At 70.3% G+C, this 18,159-nt stretch carries 15 protein-coding genes; 8 read left to right on the top strand and 7 right to left on the bottom strand.

The genetic code is table 11. The annotated features are described in order from the left end of the window. Positions 1–139: 139 nt before the first annotated feature. Complete coding sequence (locus ACQPWU_RS42375) at positions 140–1,180, bottom strand: Gfo/Idh/MocA family oxidoreductase (protein WP_433431306.1); 1,041 nt, start codon at positions 1,178–1,180, stop codon at positions 140–142. A 367-nt stretch (positions 1,181–1,547) separates the two neighbouring features. Continuing rightward, complete coding sequence (locus ACQPWU_RS42370; RefSeq protein WP_433431305.1) at positions 1,548–2,447, bottom strand: proteasome assembly chaperone family protein; 900 nt, start codon at positions 2,445–2,447, stop codon at positions 1,548–1,550. A gap of 111 nt (positions 2,448–2,558) precedes the next feature. Between ACQPWU_RS42370 and ACQPWU_RS42365 the strand changes: the two genes are divergently transcribed. Next, on the top strand, positions 2,559–2,951 hold the full coding sequence (locus tag ACQPWU_RS42365; protein WP_433431304.1) for an ankyrin repeat domain-containing protein: 393 nt from the start codon (positions 2,559–2,561) through the stop codon (positions 2,949–2,951). A 219-nt stretch (positions 2,952–3,170) separates the two neighbouring features. Continuing rightward, on the top strand, positions 3,171–4,037 hold the full coding sequence (locus ACQPWU_RS42360; protein WP_433431303.1) for a terpene synthase family protein: 867 nt from the start codon (positions 3,171–3,173) through the stop codon (positions 4,035–4,037). A 9-nt stretch (positions 4,038–4,046) separates the two neighbouring features. On the opposite strand, the gene ACQPWU_RS42355 is transcribed toward ACQPWU_RS42360, so the two are convergent. After that, positions 4,047–6,167 carry an ATP-binding protein gene (locus ACQPWU_RS42355; RefSeq protein WP_433431302.1) on the bottom strand — a complete coding sequence of 707 codons (2,121 nt, stop codon included), beginning with the start codon at positions 6,165–6,167 and terminating at the stop codon, positions 4,047–4,049. A 233-nt stretch (positions 6,168–6,400) separates the two neighbouring features. Here ACQPWU_RS42355 and ACQPWU_RS42350 point away from each other — a divergent pair, with 233 nt between their 5' ends. From ACQPWU_RS42350 to glpK, 3 genes are all read left to right on the top strand, one after another. Beyond that, entirely contained in the window at positions 6,401–6,862 is a 462-nt protein-coding gene (locus ACQPWU_RS42350) for an N-acetyltransferase family protein (RefSeq protein WP_433431301.1), read from the top strand. A gap of 75 nt (positions 6,863–6,937) precedes the next feature. Then, on the top strand, positions 6,938–7,747 hold the full coding sequence (locus ACQPWU_RS42345) for an MIP/aquaporin family protein (RefSeq protein WP_433431300.1): 810 nt from the start codon (positions 6,938–6,940) through the stop codon (positions 7,745–7,747). 12 nt (positions 7,748–7,759) lie between these two features. After that, positions 7,760–9,268 (top strand): glycerol kinase GlpK, encoded by a 1,509-nt coding sequence (gene glpK / locus ACQPWU_RS42340; protein ID WP_433431299.1) that lies wholly within the window; start codon positions 7,760–7,762, stop codon positions 9,266–9,268. Here the strand turns inward: glpK and ACQPWU_RS42335 are convergent. Both ACQPWU_RS42335 and ACQPWU_RS42330 read right to left on the bottom strand, forming a co-directional pair. Then, the gene (locus ACQPWU_RS42335) at positions 9,265–10,140 is read right to left on the bottom strand and encodes an ABC transporter permease (protein WP_433431298.1); all 876 of its coding nucleotides are present in this window, start codon (positions 10,138–10,140) and stop codon (positions 9,265–9,267) included. The genes glpK and ACQPWU_RS42335 overlap by 4 nt on opposite strands. Beyond that, the gene (locus ACQPWU_RS42330) at positions 10,137–12,851 is read right to left on the bottom strand and encodes a CocE/NonD family hydrolase (protein WP_433431297.1); all 2,715 of its coding nucleotides are present in this window, start codon (positions 12,849–12,851) and stop codon (positions 10,137–10,139) included. The genes ACQPWU_RS42335 and ACQPWU_RS42330 overlap by 4 nt, the downstream gene beginning before the upstream one ends. A 159-nt stretch (positions 12,852–13,010) precedes the next feature. On the opposite strand from ACQPWU_RS42330, the gene ACQPWU_RS42325 reads away from it, so the two are divergent. The 3 genes from ACQPWU_RS42325 to ACQPWU_RS42315 all read left to right on the top strand — a co-directional run bounded on the left by ACQPWU_RS42325 (position 13,011) and on the right by ACQPWU_RS42315 (position 16,430). After that, entirely contained in the window at positions 13,011–14,318 is a 1,308-nt protein-coding gene (locus ACQPWU_RS42325; RefSeq protein WP_433431296.1) for a cytochrome P450, read from the top strand. A gap of 65 nt (positions 14,319–14,383) precedes the next feature. Beyond that, positions 14,384–15,190 carry a class I SAM-dependent methyltransferase gene (locus ACQPWU_RS42320; protein ID WP_433431295.1) on the top strand — a complete coding sequence of 269 codons (807 nt, stop codon included), beginning with the start codon at positions 14,384–14,386 and terminating at the stop codon, positions 15,188–15,190. A 58-nt stretch (positions 15,191–15,248) separates the two neighbouring features. Further along, positions 15,249–16,430 (top strand): hypothetical protein, encoded by a 1,182-nt coding sequence (locus ACQPWU_RS42315; RefSeq protein WP_433431294.1) that lies wholly within the window; start codon positions 15,249–15,251, stop codon positions 16,428–16,430. Here ACQPWU_RS42315 and ACQPWU_RS42310 read toward each other — a convergent pair. Both ACQPWU_RS42310 and ACQPWU_RS42305 read right to left on the bottom strand, forming a co-directional pair. Then, on the bottom strand, positions 16,385–17,419 hold the full coding sequence (locus ACQPWU_RS42310) for a copper resistance D family protein (protein WP_433431293.1): 1,035 nt from the start codon (positions 17,417–17,419) through the stop codon (positions 16,385–16,387). The genes ACQPWU_RS42315 and ACQPWU_RS42310 overlap by 46 nt on opposite strands. Then, a complete protein-coding gene (locus ACQPWU_RS42305; protein ID WP_433431292.1) occupies positions 17,416–18,132 on the bottom strand; it encodes a copper resistance CopC family protein in 717 nt (238 codons plus the stop codon). The genes ACQPWU_RS42310 and ACQPWU_RS42305 overlap by 4 nt, the downstream gene beginning before the upstream one ends. Positions 18,133–18,159 lie beyond the last annotated feature (27 nt).

Below are 18,159 nucleotides of genomic sequence, written 5' to 3'. Positions count from 1 at the left end.
TCCGGCACGCTGCCCCGGGCGGCCTCGCGGGTGAGGTGCTGGATGGCCGCGGGGCTGCGTGGCGGCAGGTCCGCGGCGCGACGCTCATCGGCCCGCCTCTCGGCGTGCTGCGTACGTCGAGAGCCGGTCGGTGGGTGCGTCAGGTCAGGTGGGCGACCATGCGCTGGGTGGCCGAGAGGTGGGCGGCCTCGATGACGGTCAGCGTGTCGATCACGCTCGCCGGGTCAACGGGTGGTGGCGCGCCCTCGCGCAGCGCCGCCACCACACCCTGGTAGAAGTCCAGGTACGCGCCCGGCTCGGTCCGCACGGCACGATGGGCGTCCTCCGTGCCGAGCATCCCCCAGCTTCCCTCGTCATCCTCGCCGAACTCGGGCGAGTCGGGCGTCATGCCCGCCCGCAGCCGCTCCTCCTGCAGGTCCATCCCGTACTTCTCGAACCCCGCGGAAGACCCCAGCACCCGGAACCGGGGCCCTCGAAAGGCGGCCACCGAGCTCATCCACAAGTGGGACCGAGCCCCGCTCGCATGCGTCAGCGCGATGAACGTGTCGTCGTCGGAGGCCACCCCCTCGCGCCGCACGTCGCTCTCGCAGTAGACCTCCCGGACGGGCCCGAGCAGCTGCAGGGCCTGGTCGACGAGGTGGCTGCCCAGGTCGTAGAGCAGCCCGCCGATCTCCTCCGCGCCCCCGGTCTCCCGCCAGCCGCCCTTGGGCACCGGCCGCCAGCGCTCGAACCTCGACTCGAACCGCAGCACCTCACCCAGCCGCTCCTCCTCGACCAGCTTTCGCACGGTCCGGAAGTCGCCGTCCCACCGCCGGTTCTGGAACACGGTCAGCATGAGCCCGCGCTCCTTGGCCAGCCGCAGCAGCTCGCGCCCCTCCTCGGCGGTCCGGGCCAGCGGCTTGTCCACGACGACGGGCAGGCCGTGGGTGAGCGCGGATGTGGCGGTGGCCACGTGGGTCTTGTTGGGCGAGGCGACCACGACGAGATCGCACAGGCCCCACAGCTCCTCCACGTCGGCCACAGGGCTCGCGCCGTACTTCCCGGCCACTTCGGCCTGCCGGGCGGGGTTCCTGGTCACCACGGCGGCCAGGGAGAGGCCTGGGGTGGCGTGGATGAGGGGGGCGTGAAAGTACGCCCCGGCGGTGCCATAGCCGACCAGCCCGACCCGGATCTCACTCATTTCCCCAGGCTATCCCTGCCCACCCCCGAAGATCCCCCAGGCCGCCCACGCCACCAGTCCCGCCCCATGTGGCGCTGGGAAGGTGTGCTGTCGCGAGGCGTCCGTCGCGACATGGCCCTCTGGACGGTCACAAGGGCACCGTCCAGGGGAGTGATGGGACCTGGTCACCGCTGCCAGGGATCCAGAGCCGTCCCGTATTCAGACATGACGGCATCCGGCCACGAAGGCACCACCCAGACGGCCCAGGGGGCGCCGTTACGGCGCCCAGCCACGCACACCTGGTGAGCGTCACCCTGGACAGAGCCCGGCCATGTGCGGCGGGTGGTGCCAGGCCGGGCCACCGTAAAATATGGGGTTTTGGATTGGGTCAGTCCTCGTCGCGCTCGGCGAGGAAGCGCTCGAACTGGGCGGCGAGTTCGTCGCCGGTGGGCATCGGGGTGCTCTCGGCCATGAGGTTCTCGCGCTCGGCGCCGGCCGCGAAGGCGTCGTACTGCTGCTCAAGCCCCTTGATCGCCGTAGACAGCTCGGTGGAGGCGCTGATCTGCTCCTCGATCTCCGTCATCGTACGGCGGGCCGCGTCGCGCAGCGGGTCCATCGGGAACACCAGCCCCGTCCCCCTCGTCACGGCTTCGAGAGCGGTCACGGCGGCGGTCGGGTATTCGGCCTGCGACAGGTAGTGCGGCACGTGGACCGCGTACCCCAGCGCGTCGTGCCCCTGCGCCCCCAGCCGCAGCTCCAGTAGCGCCGCCACGCTCCCCGGCACCTGGACGCGCCCGAACGCGCTCGTCTGGGAGTTGATCAGCTCGGGCCGGCTGGCGTGCATCGTGATGCCGAGCGGCCGGGTGTGGGGGACCGCCATGGGGACGCCGTGCAGCGTCACCAGTTTGCTCACGCGCAGCCGCTCCACCAGATCCGACACAGCCTTGGTGAACAGCTCCCACTCCCGGTCAGGCTCGGGCCCGTTCATCACCAGGAACTGCGTCCCTGTCGAGTCTTTCGCAACATAAACGGCCATTTCCGGGCTCTCGTACTCGACCCAGCGGTCGGTGTCAAAGGTCATGATGGGCCGGCGAGACCGGTAGTCGAGCAGCCGGTCCACGTCGAACGTCGCCACGACCCGGTGCTCCAGCTCGGCCAGCACGTGGCCCAGCGCGAGACGTCCGGCGCCGCCCGCGTCGACAAAACCGTCGAAGTGGTACAACAGCACCGGATCGGGCAGCTCGGGCGCGTCGTCTGCGAGCTTGTAGAGATCCGTCGGGTCGATCACGGTTGGACAGCCTTTCCCTAGGTACTCATCTCCAGAACCTACGGCGGGTCAGAACGATTCCGCGTCCAGAGGGCCGGAACGATTCCGTGCAGGGCACCCTATCGAGGCACAATGGGGCGCATGGACGGGGACCCGGAGCTCGAAGAGTTCGCCACCAGGATGTTCGACCTGGCCAGGGCGGGTGACACCGAGACGCTGCGCGCGTATGTCGAGGCAGGGGTGCCGGTCGACCTGACCAACGGCAAGGGTGACACTTTGCTGATGCTGGCGGCTTGTTATGGTCACGCTGAGACCGTGGGCATGCTGGTCACGTGCGGAGCCGACCCCAACCGGGTCAACGACCGCGGGCAGGCACCGCTCGCGGGTGCGGTCTTCAAGAAGGAATCCGCTGTGGTCAGAGCGCTGCTGGACGCGGGCGCCGACCCGAACGCGGGTACGCCGTCGGCTTTGGACACGGCGCGAATGTTCGCAAATGAGCAGTTTATCCAATGGTTCTCGGCATAGTGATTCATAATATGAAATAAGCTTTTAAGGTATCGAAGTTGTCGAGTATGGCCTTACGAGCGGTCTGTAGTCATGCTGGGGGATGTGGCTAAATCTGCGCACCCCTTCGATAGGCGACCGCTCCACATCCCTCCGCTGCCATGTCCGTTCCCCAACGAGATCAACGTTCATGCCGCGGAGGTCACTGCAGAGAGTCACGCATGGGTGGCCGCCTCGAACATGCTTCCCAGCGCCGACTCCATCGACCACTTCAGTCGCTCGGAACTCGGCCTCCTGCCCGCACGGACCAACCCGACCGTGCCGCGCGACAGCCTCCGGCTGATCACTGACTGGTACTTCTGGCTCTGGGCCTTCGACGACGGGTTCTGCGAGAGCGAGCTCACGGGGCATCGGGCCGCCGCGGTCGCCCGCGCGCTGCCGTCACTCCTGGAGGGCCTCGACGGGGACAGGGACCCCGAGCCCGGCGACGCGTTCGGCCTCGCCCTCAAGGGGCTCCTGGACCGCATCTCCGCGATGGCCACTCCCGAACAGCTGGACCGATGGCGGAGCGCGGTGAAGGAGTACTTATTCGCCCAGATCTGGGAGGCGGCGAACCGCGAGGTCGATCTGATCCCGACCCCCGCGGACTATCTTCTGATGCGCCGCACCACCGGCGCCACGTACACCTGCTTCGCCCTCATCGACATCGGCGGCGGCTACCGGATCGAGACCGAGGACTGGTATCACCCCGACGTGCGCGCGCTCTCCGACCTGGCGTGCGACCTCGTCGGCTGGGACAACGACCTGCTCTCGTACGCCAAGGAGCGCCGCACCGACAAGGCCCGGCACAACCTCGTGACCGTGCTGGCCACCCACAAGTCGCTCTCCCTTCAGGACGCGCTGCTCGAGGTCGCCCGCATGCACGACGAGGCGATCGCCGCGTTCGTCGACCGGCGTGCGGCGATGGAGAGGTGGGCTCCGCCGCCGGTGCTCAACTACGTGCGCGGTCTCGAACACTGGGTCCGCGGCCACATCGAATTCTCGTTCGGCAGCGCACGCTTCGTGCACGCCTGGCCGGACGACACCCTCTGGCCGCAGGCCGTCTGAGGCCCCCTGTCAGCTGTCCTTGAGGGCGTCCAGCTCGCCCAGCGCGAGCGAGGACGCCTCCTCAAGGTCGAACCTGGCGCCCTCCTCGAAGGCGTTCTTGTAGGCGAGCTCACCCATTCGCCGCACGCACTCTCTGATGCACGCGTTGTGGTCATCGGACAGGAACGGCGCGCCCAACTGCGGCAGGCCGGCCGATCTCCAGTTTCGCTGCAGCGCCCCCAGCAGCAGGGCGGCCTGCGGGAGCCGGTCCAGGGCCACGAAGATCCGCGCCGAGGACTCCAGCGCCAGCAGGGTGCCGAGGGTGTCGTGGAAGTGCAGCTTGATCCGCAGCCCCTCCCTGAGGCTCTGCAGCGCCTCCTCGGGCCGGTTGGTCGCGAGCCTGGTGCCCGCCAGCGCCCACTGCGCGTGCGAGCTCAGCCAGAGCTCGCCCCGCTCCCTGCACACCAGCAGGCAGTCCTGCAGCAGAGACTCGGCCTCGTAGAACTCCCCCTGCGCGGTCAGCACGATGGCCAGCTCGACGATGGCGGGCAGCAGGCCGGGGTTGAGCTCCTTGTTGTCGGTGTTGAACTCGATCGCCACACCCAGCAGCGCGCTGGCCTTCTGCATGTCGCCTTGGAGCATCGCCGCCGTGCCCTGCATCTTGGAGGCCAGGATCACCGCCCGGGAGTCGCCCACCTGGACGGCCTCGGAGCTGCACGTTTCCGCCGCCGTCTGCCCTCCGACGCTGTCTCCCTGGGAGTTGCGTACGTAGGCGAGCACCCAGAGCGCCTTGCACCGCTCCTTGCTCGGGCCGGGGTTGGCTTCCAGCGCCCGCTCCAGGTAGAGGCGCCCCTCGCGGGCGAACCCGCAGCAGACCCACATGAACCAGAGCGACGACAGCAGCGTCAGAGCCAGCGGCTGCTTGCCCGGCGTCTTCAGCGCGTATTCGAGCGCGAGCCGGACGTTGTCGTGCTCCTGGCGCATGCGGACGAACCAGTAGATCTGCCTCGGGCCCGACCACGCATCCTCACCGCGCTGGGCCAGGCTCAAGTAGTACTCCAGATGCCGCCGGCGCACCTGCTCGGCCTGGCCGAGCTTGTCGAGCCACTCCTCGCCGTACTCGGCGAGGGTGTCGATCAGCTTGTAGCGCATTCCGGCGTCGTTGCTCTTGGTCAGCAGGATGGACTTCTCGACGAGGTCCCCGATGAGGTCGGTGATGCGCTCGGCGGACAGGCGCCCGTCGGAGCAGACGAACCGGGCCGCGTCCAGCTCGAAGTCGCCCGCGAACACCGACAGCCGCGCCCACAGCAGCCGCTCGGCCGGCTCGCACAGCTCGTGACTCCAGCCGATGGCCGCGCGCAGCGTCTGGTGTCTGGGCAGGGCCGTGCGGCTCGCGCCGGCCAGCAGGCTGAACCGATCGGTCAGCAGCCCGAGGATCTGCTCCACGGACAGCGCCCGCAGCCGTACGGCGGCCAGCTCGATCGCCAGCGGGATGCCGTCGAGCCGCCGGCACAGCTCGGCGACGGTGCCGATGTTGTCCTCGTCGAGCGTGAAGTCGGGCACGCTGGCGCTGGCCCGGGCAGCGAACAACTTGACCGACTCGTTGGTGAACAGGTTTTCCGCCGGATCGTCGCCGGGCACCAGGAGGGGCGGCACCGGCATCACGTGCTCGAAAGGCAGGTGCAACGACTGCCTGCTGGTGGCCAGCACCTTCAGATTGGGCGCGGCCTCCAGCAGCTCCTGCACCAGCTCGGCACATCCCTGCAGCAGGTGCTCGCAGGTGTCGATGATGAGCAGCATGTCGCGCTCGCCGACCCACTCCGCGAGCGACTCGGACTCTGCTCGCGAGGACTGGTCGGCGATGCCGAGCGCGGAGACGATGGTGTGCTTGACCATGCCCGCGTCCTGCAGCCGCCCGAGGTCGGCGAACCAGACGCCGTCGGGATACTGTCCGCGCACCTGGTGCGCCAGCCGCAACACCGTACGCGACTTGCCGACGCCCCCGATGCCCGTCACGGTCACCAGACGGGACTCGTTGAGGTGCCGTTTGAGCGTGGCGAGGAGACGTGTCCGGCCTATGAAGCTGGTCAGCTCCGCCGGCAGATTGCCTTCTCGCCGCCAGCCTGTCGGGGTGGCCATGGGCAGCCTCACGGGGGGTAGGCGACACCTGCTCTCGCATCGTACCGCCGCAGGTCTCGCCTGTCTTTCGACCTCATGAGACGCCGGGTGCAGGTTTGTATGCCCCGGTAGCATGTCGGGCGTGACAGATTTTCTACCGGAGCAGACGGCGGACGACACGGACGAGGGCTGGGGCGACTGGCGCGAGGACGACGCGGACGCGTTCTACCTGGACAACAAGCCCCCACACTGGTCCTAGGTCTCCGGTGACACAGACCACCGACCACCGCCTGCGCACCGCGACGCCCGCCGACTACGACGCCATAGCCGCCGTCGTGGACGACTGGTGGGGCCGCCCGGTCCTGCCGGCCCTGCCCAGGCTCTTCCTCGACCACTTCCACCGGACGAGCCTGATCGCGGAGGGCCCGGCGGGCATGGCGGGCTTCCTGATCGGCTTCCTGTCCCCGTCCGTGCCCGACGAGGCGTACATCCACTTCGTCGGCGTCTCGCCCGACGCCAGGCACGGCGGCCTCGCCCGCACCATGTACGAGCGCTTCTTCGAGCTGGCCCGCCGGCACGACCGGCAGGTCGTGAAAGCCATCACCGCACCCGTCAACCAGACGTCCATCGCGTTCCACCGCCGCATGGGGTTCGAGGCCGGCGAGCCCATCCCCGATTACAACGGCCCGGGAACGAGCCTGGTGACCTTCGTGCGTCACTTTGCGTGACGCTTAGCGCACGATCAGTATGCCTTCCCGGGGATCGGGAATGGCACACAACGATCACGTGCGCAAGGAGGACCGGTGGCCGAGCGTCTCAACCGGATGGGGCTGGCCGGCGAACTGATCGCGGAGTTCGCCGGGACCATGGTGCTCATCCTGTTCGGCGTGGGCGTGGTCGCGCAGGTGGTCGCCGCCGAGCTCGGTGACCACGACAGCATCGCCTGGGCGTGGGGGATCGGGGTCGCGCTCGGCGTCTACGTGGCGGGCCGGACCACGGGCGCGCACCTCAACCCGGCGGTCACGGTGGGGTTCGCGGTCTTCCGCGGGTTCAGGTGGCGCAAGGTCGTCCCGTACGCGCTGGCTCAGACGGCGGGGGCGTTCATCGCGGCGCTCATCGTGCGCTGGAACTACACCGAGGTCCTGAGCATGGTGGACCCCGGGCACACGATCAAGACCCAGGGCGTCTTCTCGACCCTGCCCGGCAACGGCAGCCTGCCGGTGAGCCAGTGGGGCGGGTTGCGCGACCAGATCATCGGCACCGCGATCCTACTGTTCGTCATCTTCGCCGTGTCCGACACCGCCAACATGGCGCCCAGCGCCAACCTGGGGCCCGTCGTCATCGGGCTGCTCATCGTCGGGATCGGCATGGCCTTCGGCGCCGACGCGGGCTACGCGATCAACCCGGCGCGCGACTTCGGGCCGCGCCTGGCGAGCTTCATCACCGGATACGGCAGCGCATGGCGAGACCAGCACGGCGACCTGTACTTCTGGGTGCCGATCGTGGGCCCGCTGGTGGGCGGGGTCATAGGGGCCGGTCTCTATCAGGTGGGCATCGCCCGGTTCCTCCCGCCGAGTGAGGAACTCGGCATCGTCACCCCGATGGACGAGTGAGAGGAGAGCTCCATGCCCGAGTTCGTGGGGGCCGTCGACCAGGGCACCACCAGCACCCGCTTCATGATCTTCGATCACGACGGCGCGGAAATCGCCAAGTTCCAGCTCGAGCACCAGCAGATCCTGCCGAGGGCGGGCTGGGTGGAGCACAACCCGATCGAGATCTGGACCCGTACCGCCGCCGTGATCCAGACCACGCTCCAGCGCGCCGGGCTGCACGCCAAGGACCTCGCCGCGCTGGGCCTGACGAACCAGCGTGAGACCACCGTCGTATGGAGCCGGCGCACCGGCCGCCCGTACCACAACGCGATCGTGTGGCAGGACACCCGTACCGACCGGATCGCCGCCGCGCTGGAGCGGGACGGCCGCGGGGACGTCATCCGCGACAGGACGGGGCTGCGGCCCGAGGCGTACTTCTCCGGCGGCAAGATCCAGTGGATCCTGGAGAACGTGGACGGCGTCCGCGAGGCGGCGGAGCGCGGCGAGGCCGTGTTCGGCAACACCGACACGTGGACCCTGTGGCACCTCACGGGTGGTGTCAACGGCGGCGTGCACATCACGGACGTGACCAACGCCAGCCGTACGATGCTCATGGACCTGCAGAGGCTGGACTGGGACGACGAGTTGCTGTCGTTCTTCGGGGTCCCGCGGGCGATGCTGCCCGAGATCCGGCCGTCCGCCGACCCCGCCGCGTACGGGACCACGATCCCGTACGGGCCGGTCGGCGGCGAGGTGCCGATCAGCGCGATCCTCGGCGACCAGCAGGCGGCAACGGTCGGCCAGGTCTGCTTCTCGCCCGGCGAGGCCAAGAACACCTACGGCACCGGGAACTTCCTGCTGCTCAACACCGGCACCGCCCGCGTGAGCTCGCAGAGCGGCCTGCTGACCACGGTGGCCTACAAGTTCAGCGACCAGCCCGCCGTGTTCGCGCTCGAAGGGTCGATCGCGGTGACCGGCTCGGCGGTGCAGTGGCTGCGCGACCAGCTCCACCTGATCACCTCCGCGCCCCAGAGCGAAGCCCTGGCCCGGCAGGTGGAGGACTCCGGCGGGGTGTATTTCGTACCGGCGTTCTCCGGCCTGTTCGCCCCGTACTGGCGTGCCGACGCCCGCGGCGCCATCGTCGGCCTGTCGCGCTACAACAACGACGCCCACCTCGCCAGGGCCACGCTGGAGGCGATCTGTTACCAGAGCCGCGACGTGGTGGAGGCGATGCAGCGGGACTCAGGGGTCGTCCTGGACGTGCTCAAGGTCGACGGCGGGGTCACCGCCAACGACCTGTGCATGCAGTTCCAGTCCGACATCCTCGGCGTGCCGGTCAGCCGCCCGGTCGTCGCCGAGACCACAGCGCTCGGGGCCGCCTACGCGGCCGGGCTCGCCGTCGGGTACTGGAAGGACGCCTCGGAGCTGCGGGCGCACTGGGCGGAGGACCGCCGGTGGGAGCCCACATGGAGCGAGGAGCGCCGGGAGGAGGCGTACGCGGGCTGGAAGAAGGCCGTGACCAAGGCGTTCGACTGGGCCTAGCTCACCACGTCCTTGCGGCGGAATCGGCGGAACGCGACCGCGATGAGGATGGCCGCGTACGTGATCGACACCGAGGCCCCCTTGGCCATGCCGCTCCAGTCCAGCTCCGGCGCCAGGGCGTCGAGCCAGGCGTTGTTCCAGAACGTGGGCAGGAACTCGCGCAGCCCCCCGAGCGCCTCCACGGCCTGCAGGATGTTGGAGACGATCCAGAGGCCGACCGCCCCGCCCACCGCGCCCAGCGGGGAGTCGGTCATGGTGGAGACGAGAAAGGCGAGCGCGGCGACCACGAGCTGGCTGACCAGGGCGTACCCGATGACGATGCCGAAGCGCGGCAGCACGTCCAGCGCCGGGATCGTCTCTCCCGTGCCGGGCACCTGGATGTCGTTCCAGCCGAACGCCAGCGTGCCCGCGAGCAGCGCCATCAGCGGCAGGCAGATCACCGCCGCGGCGGAGTAGCCCAGCGCCACGATCAGCTTCTGCCGCAGCAACCGGTCGCGGGGAACCGGCGCCGCCAGCAGGTAGCGCAGTGACGACCAGTTGGCCTCGCTGGCCACGGTGTCGCCGCAGAACAGCGCCACCGCCACCACCAGCAGGAAGCTGGCCGACACCGACAGGGCGAACGCGGCGAAGTTCAGGCCGCCGGCCGTCGCCAGGTCCGAGATGCGCAGCGACGACTGCCCCTGCCCGCTGGACTGCGGCCCGAACTGGAACGCGATCACCAGGATCCACGGCAGCGCCAGCAGCAGCCCGAACATGACCATCGTCCGCCGTCGCTTGAACTGCCGGACGATCTCCACGCGCAGCGGCAGCGTGCGGCGGGCCGCGTAGCCCGTTGCGCCGGGGTGGGCCGCGTGGTCCGTGGCGGCGGTCATGGCTTGTCTCCGATGAGGTCGAGGAACACGTCTTCCAGGCGCGGTCCGTGCCCGTTCGTGGTGACGGCGGCCGAGGTGAGCAGCCGCGACACCGGGCCGGTGGAGACCAGCCGTCCCCGGTGCATGACCACGACGTGGCTGCAGGTCTGCTCCACCTCGGCCAGCATGTGGCTGGAGACGATCACGGTACGGCCTTCGCGCGCGTAGCGTTTGAGCACCTCGCGCATCTCCCGGATCTGGGGTGGGTCGAGCCCGTTCGTGGGTTCGTCGAGCACCAGCAGGTCCGGCAGCCCGAGCATGGCCTGGGCGATGGCGAGCCGCTGGCGCATGCCCTGGGAGTACGTGCGTACCGCCCGCTCCAGGGCCTTGCCCAGGCCGGCGATCTCCAGCGCCTCGTCGAAGTGCGCGTCGGCGGCCGGCCGGCCGGTGGCGGCCCAGTACAGCTCGATGTTGTCCCGCCCGGACAGGTGCGGCAGGAACCCCGGTCCTTCGACGAACGACCCGAGCCTGGACAGCACGGGCGCCCCGGGTGTGACGAGGTCACCGAAGATCCGGATCTCGCCCCCGTCCGGCTGGATGAGGCCCATCATCATGCGCATCGTGGTCGTCTTGCCCGCGCCGTTCGGCCCGAGCAGGCCCAGGACCTGGCCCTGCTCGACCCGGAACGACAGCCCGTCGACGGCCAGCTCCCCGTTCCTGTACGCCTTGGTCAGCCCGCTGATCTCCAGCGGGACGTCCTTGTCGCCGGTCCGGCCTGGCTGCTCCGGCGAGGACGGGTGACCCGAGGTGGCGGGCACGTCGTGGGACTCGCCGTTGAGAGCGGGAGTGGGCGTGTCGTGCGACTCGCCGTTGAGAGCGGGGCCGGGCGTGGCGGGCGACTGGCCGTTCCCTGCGGGGCCGCGGGCTGCCAGGGCGCGGGACGGGGTACGGCGGCCCGTGGCCAGCAGGACGCCGGCGATGACCACGGCGGCCAGCGGCATGGCCCACACCCACCACGCCACCCCGGTCGGGGGAGCCGCGAGCGTGCGGACCGTCGGGACGGCCAGGGCGGGGGAGGCCAGCGAGACCTGGTGCGCGGCCGGCGTGGCAGGGGTCGCGAAACCCATGTCCGTCGTGGTCACGACCAGGCGGAGCCGGTGGCCCGCGGCGAAGCGGTAGTCGACGGCGGGCAGGGTGACCGTGGCCTCCGCGCTGCCCGCCCCATCGGGGATCGTCACCCTGATCGGCGCCACCAGCCCGGCGGGCAAGATCGGCAACTGGGTGCCGTCGGCCACGTCGTACAGCTTGGCGAACAGCGTCGCCTCACCCTCGCCCGACACCCTGATCTTGGCCGTGGAGCTGCCGGTGAGCTGGAGCGGGCCGGTGAGCGGGCGGGACTCGAACGCGGCGCTCTGGCCCGGCATGTCGATCGACACGCCGGTGTTGCCCTGGCCGCCGCCGCTCAGCAGGCCGCCGACGCCGGGCACCGTCGAGATCGAGGCGGGCGCGCCGCCAGGCGGGTTGACGATGTTCTGCTCGGGGCCGTTCAGCTGCACGGTGGTGGTGTCGGTGCCCGCCAGGCCGGGGTAGGAGCCGGCCTCCGGGTGCAGGCGGATGCGCTGGCGGGTGCCGGGGTCACGGCCGCCGTCACGAGTGACCGTGAACGGGCTCACCGCCGGAGCCGATTTGTCGCCCTTCAGGTAGCGGGCGAACCAGGCCGTGGACTCCTCGGACACCCAGTCCGCCTCGCCGTTGCCGCCGTCGTGCCCGCCGTCGAACCAGGCCAGGCTCACCGGGGTGCCCGTCGCGGCGATCGCCTTGGCGGTGGCGTCGGCGTGGCTCAGCGGGAACAGCGAGTCGCGCTGGCCCTGGATGAGCAGGGTCGGCGCCTTGATCTGGCCGGCCACGGTGATCGGGCTCGACTTGCGCAGGATGGAGACGGCCTCGGGCGTGGCCCGGCCGTCCTTGGCGACCTGCTGGTAGATGTCACAGATGGCGGGCAGGAACCTGCCGCACCGCGCCTGCTCGGCGGTCAACGGCCCGGCGGCCTGCCGCTGCCCCTGTAATGCGAAGGTGTCCAGGGATACGCCCTGGCCGAAGAAGATGCCCGCCCACATGCGCTTGAAGACGCCGCTCGCGGCGTTCTGGCCGATGGTGGCGGGCTGGGCGGTCTGGGTGGCCGCGTTGGGGAAGAGCGCGTCGGCCAGGTCGGACCACGTGATCTGGGGCACGATCGCGTCGACCCGGTGGTCGAAGGCCGCCGTCATCAGCGCGATGGCGCCGCCGTACGAGCCGCCCGCGATGCCCACGCGCGGGTCGCCCGTGGCGTCGAGCTGGACCTCCGGACGCTTGGCCAGCCAGTCGATCAGCTGCTTGACGTCCTTGACCTCGTAGTCCGGCGAGTTGAGCGCGATCTCGCCGGTCGAACGGCCGAAGCCGCGCGCCGACCAGGTCAGCACGGCGTAGCCCTGCTGGGCGACCCGGATCGCCTGCTCCCGTACGCTCTGCTTGCTGCCGCCGAAACCGTGGGCGATCAGTACGGCCGGGGCCTTCCTGCCGTCCGGCGGCGGGAAGAAGGTCGTATCGAGATCGACCCGTTGATCGTCGGCGGGTCCGTCGACGACGGTTATTCTCTGGTCCTGGCCCCGCACCGCAGGAGCCGACGGCCACACCAGCCACGTCGTCACCCCGATGAGGGCGAGTGCCGCAACCAGCGCGGCCACACGCTTCATGACCGTGAGCCTACTTTCCGCACCTGAGAGATCCCTGAGACGACGCTCACGCCGGGATCGACCGCCCGGTGCCGCCGGCGTCGAGCTGGGCCGGCTTGATCGCTTGCCACCTGGCGAAGCCAGGTATAGAGCGGAAGTACGGGGAGAGGAAGGGGTGGCATGTCGGTGGTGGCCGGAGGCGAGCGGGGTGTCGGCGCGGGGCGGTCCGCGGTCGAGGTGTTCATGCCGTCCACCTACGAATCGGCTGTCCCGTACGACCTGTTCGCCGAGCTGAGGGAGGAATTTCCCGTCTGCTGGATCCCGGAGCCCGCCATCGGGCCATGGCGGGAAGGCCCCGGCTACTGGGGCGTGTTTCGGCACGACGATGTCAAACACGTCCTGCGCGACCACGAGGGCTTCTCCTCGCACCTCGGCGCCACCCAGCTCCGCGACCCCGACACCCCGGGCGACCTGGCGTTCGTGCGTTCCCAGATGCTGAACATGGACCCGCCCGGCCACTCCAGGCTGCGCAGGATCGTGGCGGCGGCGTTCACCCCGCGTGCCGTGCGCGCCCTGGAGCGGACGATCGCGGGGCGGGCGGCGGCGCTGTTCGCGGAGGGGGAGTGCGACTTCGTGGAGGTAGCCGCCGACCTGCCCGTGTGGACGCTGGCCCACGTCATGGGCGTCCCGGCACAGGACCAGCGGCTGCTGTACGACTGGGCGTCGCGCGTGATCGGCTACCAGGACGCCGACTACGCGGGCCTGTCCACGGCCGACGTCGAGTCCCTCACCCCCATGGGCCGCCTGGCCGTCGCGTCGAGGCCCGAGCTCCAGCCCGGCACGAACCCGCGATCGAGGGCCGCGCTGACCGACATGTTCGCCTATGCGCATGCCCTGGCCGAGGCGCCCGTGGACGGCGAATCCGTCATGTCCGCGATGCGGAAGGGCGGCCTGACGGAGGCGGAGTTCGAGAACACGTTCTTCCTGTTCGCCGTCGCGGGCAACGAGACACTCCGCAACGGCATCCCCGGTGGGCTGCTCACACTCCTCCAGCACCCCTCCGAGCTCGCCCGGTTGCGCGAGGACCCGTCCCTGCTCGGCTCCGCGATCGAGGAGATGCTCCGGTTCTGGCCTCCCGTCATGCACTTCAGGCGTACCGCCACGCGCGACCTCACCCTCGGCGGCCGGCGCATCCGGGCGGGAGACAAGGTGGTCGTCTACCACGCCTCCGCGAACCGCGACCCGGCCGTCTTCCCCGGCCCCGACCGCTTCGACATCACCCGCACCCCGAACGACCACGTGAGCTTCGGCTTCGGCCCGCACTTCTGCCTCGGCGCCCACCTGGCCCGCGCCCAGTTCCGCTCGCTCTTCACCGAGCTGCTGGTCAACTGGGACGTCGAGCCGGCGGGCAGCCCGCGACGGCTGACGTCCAACTTCCAGAACGGGCTCAAACACCTCCCGGTACGGCTGACGAGAAGGCGGCCCTGACCGGCCCCGTAGCCTCCGGAAAACCAGCGGCGGCGAGATCGGAGACCCGCCTACGCTTCTCGTTCATGGACTATCTGGACGTCAACCGGGCCAACTGGAACGCGCGGGTCCCCATCCACGTCGCCAGCGACTTCTACGACGTCGAAGGCTTCAAGGCGGGCCGGAGCGCCATCAGGTCGTTCGAGCGGGACGAGGTCGGCGACGTGTCCGGCCGCAGCCTGGTGCACCTGCAGTGCCACTTCGGCCTGGACACCCTCTCCTGGGCCAGGCTCGGCGCCGAGGTGACCGGCCTCGACTTCTCGGAGGCCGCCATCGGGCAGGCGCGGGCCATCGCCGCCGAATGCGGCATCCCCGCCGAGTTCGTCACCGCCGACGTCTACGACGCGGTCGAGGCGCTCGGCGGGGCCACGTACGACATCGTCTACACCGGCATCGGCGCCCTGGTGTGGCTGCCCGACCTCACCCGCTGGGCCGAGACCGTGGCCGCTCTGCTCAAGCCGGGTGGATTTCTCTATATCGCAGAACTTCACCCGTTTGCCGACATCTTGGACTACGAGACGGGTGCCACCGTCACCCACGACTACTTCGCGAAGGGCCCCCACGTCTGGGAGTACCCGCACACCTACACCGGCGACGAAGTCCTCGAGCACCAGACCTCCGTGCAGTTCCAGCACGGCCTGGGTGAGGTGGTCAGCGCGGTGACGGCGGCCGGACTGCGGGTGGAGTTCCTGCATGAGCACGACCACACCTTCTTCCAGCGCTTCGCCACCCTGGTCGCGAGCGAAGGACGCCACCGGTTCCCGGAGGGCGCACCCAGGATCCCGCTCGTCTACTCCCTGCGAGCGACGAGGAGCGGATCGGATCTCGGATGACATGGCCCGGCATTACCCCAGCAACGGCGCGACGCGCGGAACCGTAAGATTCAGTCCCGTGAAGTCTCCAGCATCGTTCAAGAAGGCCGCCGCCTGGGCACTGCCGTACTGGACCAGGGGCCAGGCGGGGCGTGAGACGCCGCAAGACCTGTTCAGGGTGCTCTATTTCGGCTGGCTGGTGGCGCTCACGCTCAAGCTGCTCGGCTCGGCGTGGGACGTTTCGTGGCACTTCAAATGGCTGCGCGACGACCTCGCCCCGCCCCACCTGCTCAACTCCGCCGGCACGGCCATCGCCGTCGCGCTGACCGTGATCCATGGCTACACGGGGTACGGCGTGGACAAGGCGGCGCTCCGGCTGATCCAGTGGGGCACCGGGATCTTCCTGATCGCCGTGCCACTCGACCTGATCAACCACCGCGTCAACGGGCTCGACATCACGTCATGGAGCCCGTCGCACATCATGCTCTACCTCGGAACGTTCTTCATGATCGCGGGCGTGATCCGCGGCTGGTTCATGGGCGCGCCGCCCGGCAGGGAGCGGACCGTGGTGCTGGGCGCGTTCTTCGCCTTCTTCCTGGAGAACGTGCACTTCCCCGAGCAGCACCAGGAGTACGGCATCCTGTCGATCGGCGCCTGGGACAACCACGCGACCTACGCCGAGCCGATCCTGCTCCGGTTCGCGGCCGACCAGATGGGGCGGCCGGTGGACCGGACGATGATGCTGGGGTTCGCGCTGCCGGTCCCCGACTACCTCTACCCCGTCTACGCGGTGGTCGTCGGGCTCTCGGTGCTGGTGGTGGCCAGGCTGATGATCGGCAGGTTCGGGGCCGCGAGCCTGGTGGCGGCCGCCTACGTGGGGTTCCGGACGTTGATCTGGCCGCTCCTGACGGCCACCGGCTTCCCGCCGTCGGCGGTGCCGTTCTTCCTGGTCGTCGCGGGGCTCGTGGTGGACCTCGCGTTCCTGGTGCGGATGCCTTACCTACGGGCCGTGCTGGGGGCGGTCGGCGGGACGGCCGCCGCCTACGGCGCGCTGGTGGCGCAGAGCACGATCATGGGCGGCGTGTACGGCGCGATCAAGGGCCAGGAAGGGCTGGTGGGCGCGCCCCCACTGGCCACGTCGTCGGCCGTCTGGGCAGGGCTCGGCCTGCTTGCCGCCTGGCTGGCCGTGGAGTGGATCGCGGGAAGGCGCAGTCCTCAGGAGGCGATGGAGGCCCGGGTGATCGCGACCGCCACGCCGTAGGCCAGCCCCATCACCCCGACCTCGGCCGCCGCCCATCCCACCAGGGCGGTGGCCCGCCCCCGGCGCACCGCCGGCATCAGGCGGAAGCGGATGTGCGCGGCCAGCGGCACCAGCGACGCCACCAGCACCGTCTTGACCACCACCAGCACGCCGTAGTGGCTGGTCAGGAGCGCGCCGGGAAGCGTCACGCCGGGCGTGAGCGCCATCGTGCCGAGCCCGTTGACCAGCCCGGACAGTCCCACCATGAGCAGGCACACCGTGGCGATCCTGGAGAACCTGGGCAGCACCACGGCCAGCAGGTCCCTGTGCGGCGCCACGAACACGGCCGTCGCCACCAGCCCGCCCGCCCACGCCGCCGCGCCCATCACGTGGATCTCCATCGAGATCATGATGGGGTCGTGCCAGACCGAGTTCACGGCGTGCCCGGTGACGGGGATGGGCAGCAGCCCGAACAGCCCCACGATCACCCGCAGCTCGGCGGGCACCTTCTCGCCGAACCGCACCGCCATCAGCCCGATGCCCGCCGCCGCCAGCGCGCACGCCGCGCTGAACAGCAGGCCCTGGCCGGTGCCGACCTCCTCGACGTATGAGGCGATCATCCCGAACGTCGGCACGCGGCCGGGGTTCAGCTCGGCCGTCTGCAACACGATGGTGAGCAGCGCGCAGATCGCCCACGCCCAGGCGGCGATCACCGCCAGCGGCCGCACCCTGAGCATGACGGGCTCGGTACGGTCCGGATTGTCGTACCCGAGCAGCTTGGACACCAGGCTCAGCCCGACCACGGCGACGGCGGACAGGTCGAGCAGCACGCGGATGACGGGCAGCCCGACGGACACCAGCGGGCCCGGCATGGGGATGCCGGGGACGGCCTGCTGAGCGGCGAACGAGCTCGCCGCCACGGCGGAGACGACGGCGCACACGCCGAACGCCCCGGCGACCAGCCGGCCGCCGATCCTCTGCCGGGGGATGGGAGGCGCGGAAACGCTCACGCCCGCACCCCTTCGGCCGAATCCTGCCCCGCGGCCCGCTGCGCTCCGGAGGACGCGCGTCCTTCGGGCCGGTGCGGGTCGGCGGCGCCCTCCGGTCCTTCCGGATGATGAGGGCTCGAGGGGTCGGAGGCGGGCTGGGGTTCTCCGGTGAGGTGCGTGTCCGAGGCGGGCTGGGTGGCCGGGCGGGAGCGGCGCAGGGCCACGGCCGTGCCGGCCGCCAGCACCAGCAGCGCGCCCACGATCCACACCACCGCCATGCCCGCCCCGCCGTTGGCGGCCGCCTCGGCGGCCTCCGCACTGGCGTTCTGGGCCGTTTGCCCGGTGGCGGCGGCGGCCGGGGCGCCGGCGGCGCCGGGGGACAGGGTGAAGGTGATCTTGCCGGTGACCGGGTGGCCGTCGGCCGACAGGATCCGGTAGCCCACCACGTACGAGCTCCCGGCCGGCAGCGGCTTGACCCGTACGGAAACCCGCTCGGCCGCCACCACGGCGGACCCGTCCGCCCACGAGGACCCGTCCGCGCCCGTCACGCCCACCTGGGCGTACCCCTGGCGCACCGCCTGATCGAACACCAGCGTCACCTGAGAGGGCGCGGCCGACAACGTGGCCCCGTCCTTGGGATCGCTGCCGATCAGCACGTTGTGCGCCTGAGCCGCGGGCTGCGCCACCCCGGCGGCGGCGAAGGCGAGCAGGAGGACCGTGAGTAGCCGCCTCAAGGATCAGAACCTTCCAACGAAGACAAC

This window comes from Nonomuraea sp. CA-141351, assembly GCF_050944675.1.
Taxonomy (GTDB): domain Bacteria; phylum Actinomycetota; class Actinomycetes; order Streptosporangiales; family Streptosporangiaceae; genus Nonomuraea.
Note: the sequence above shows the minus strand (reverse complement) of the source record. Positions and strands in the feature narration are given on the sequence as shown.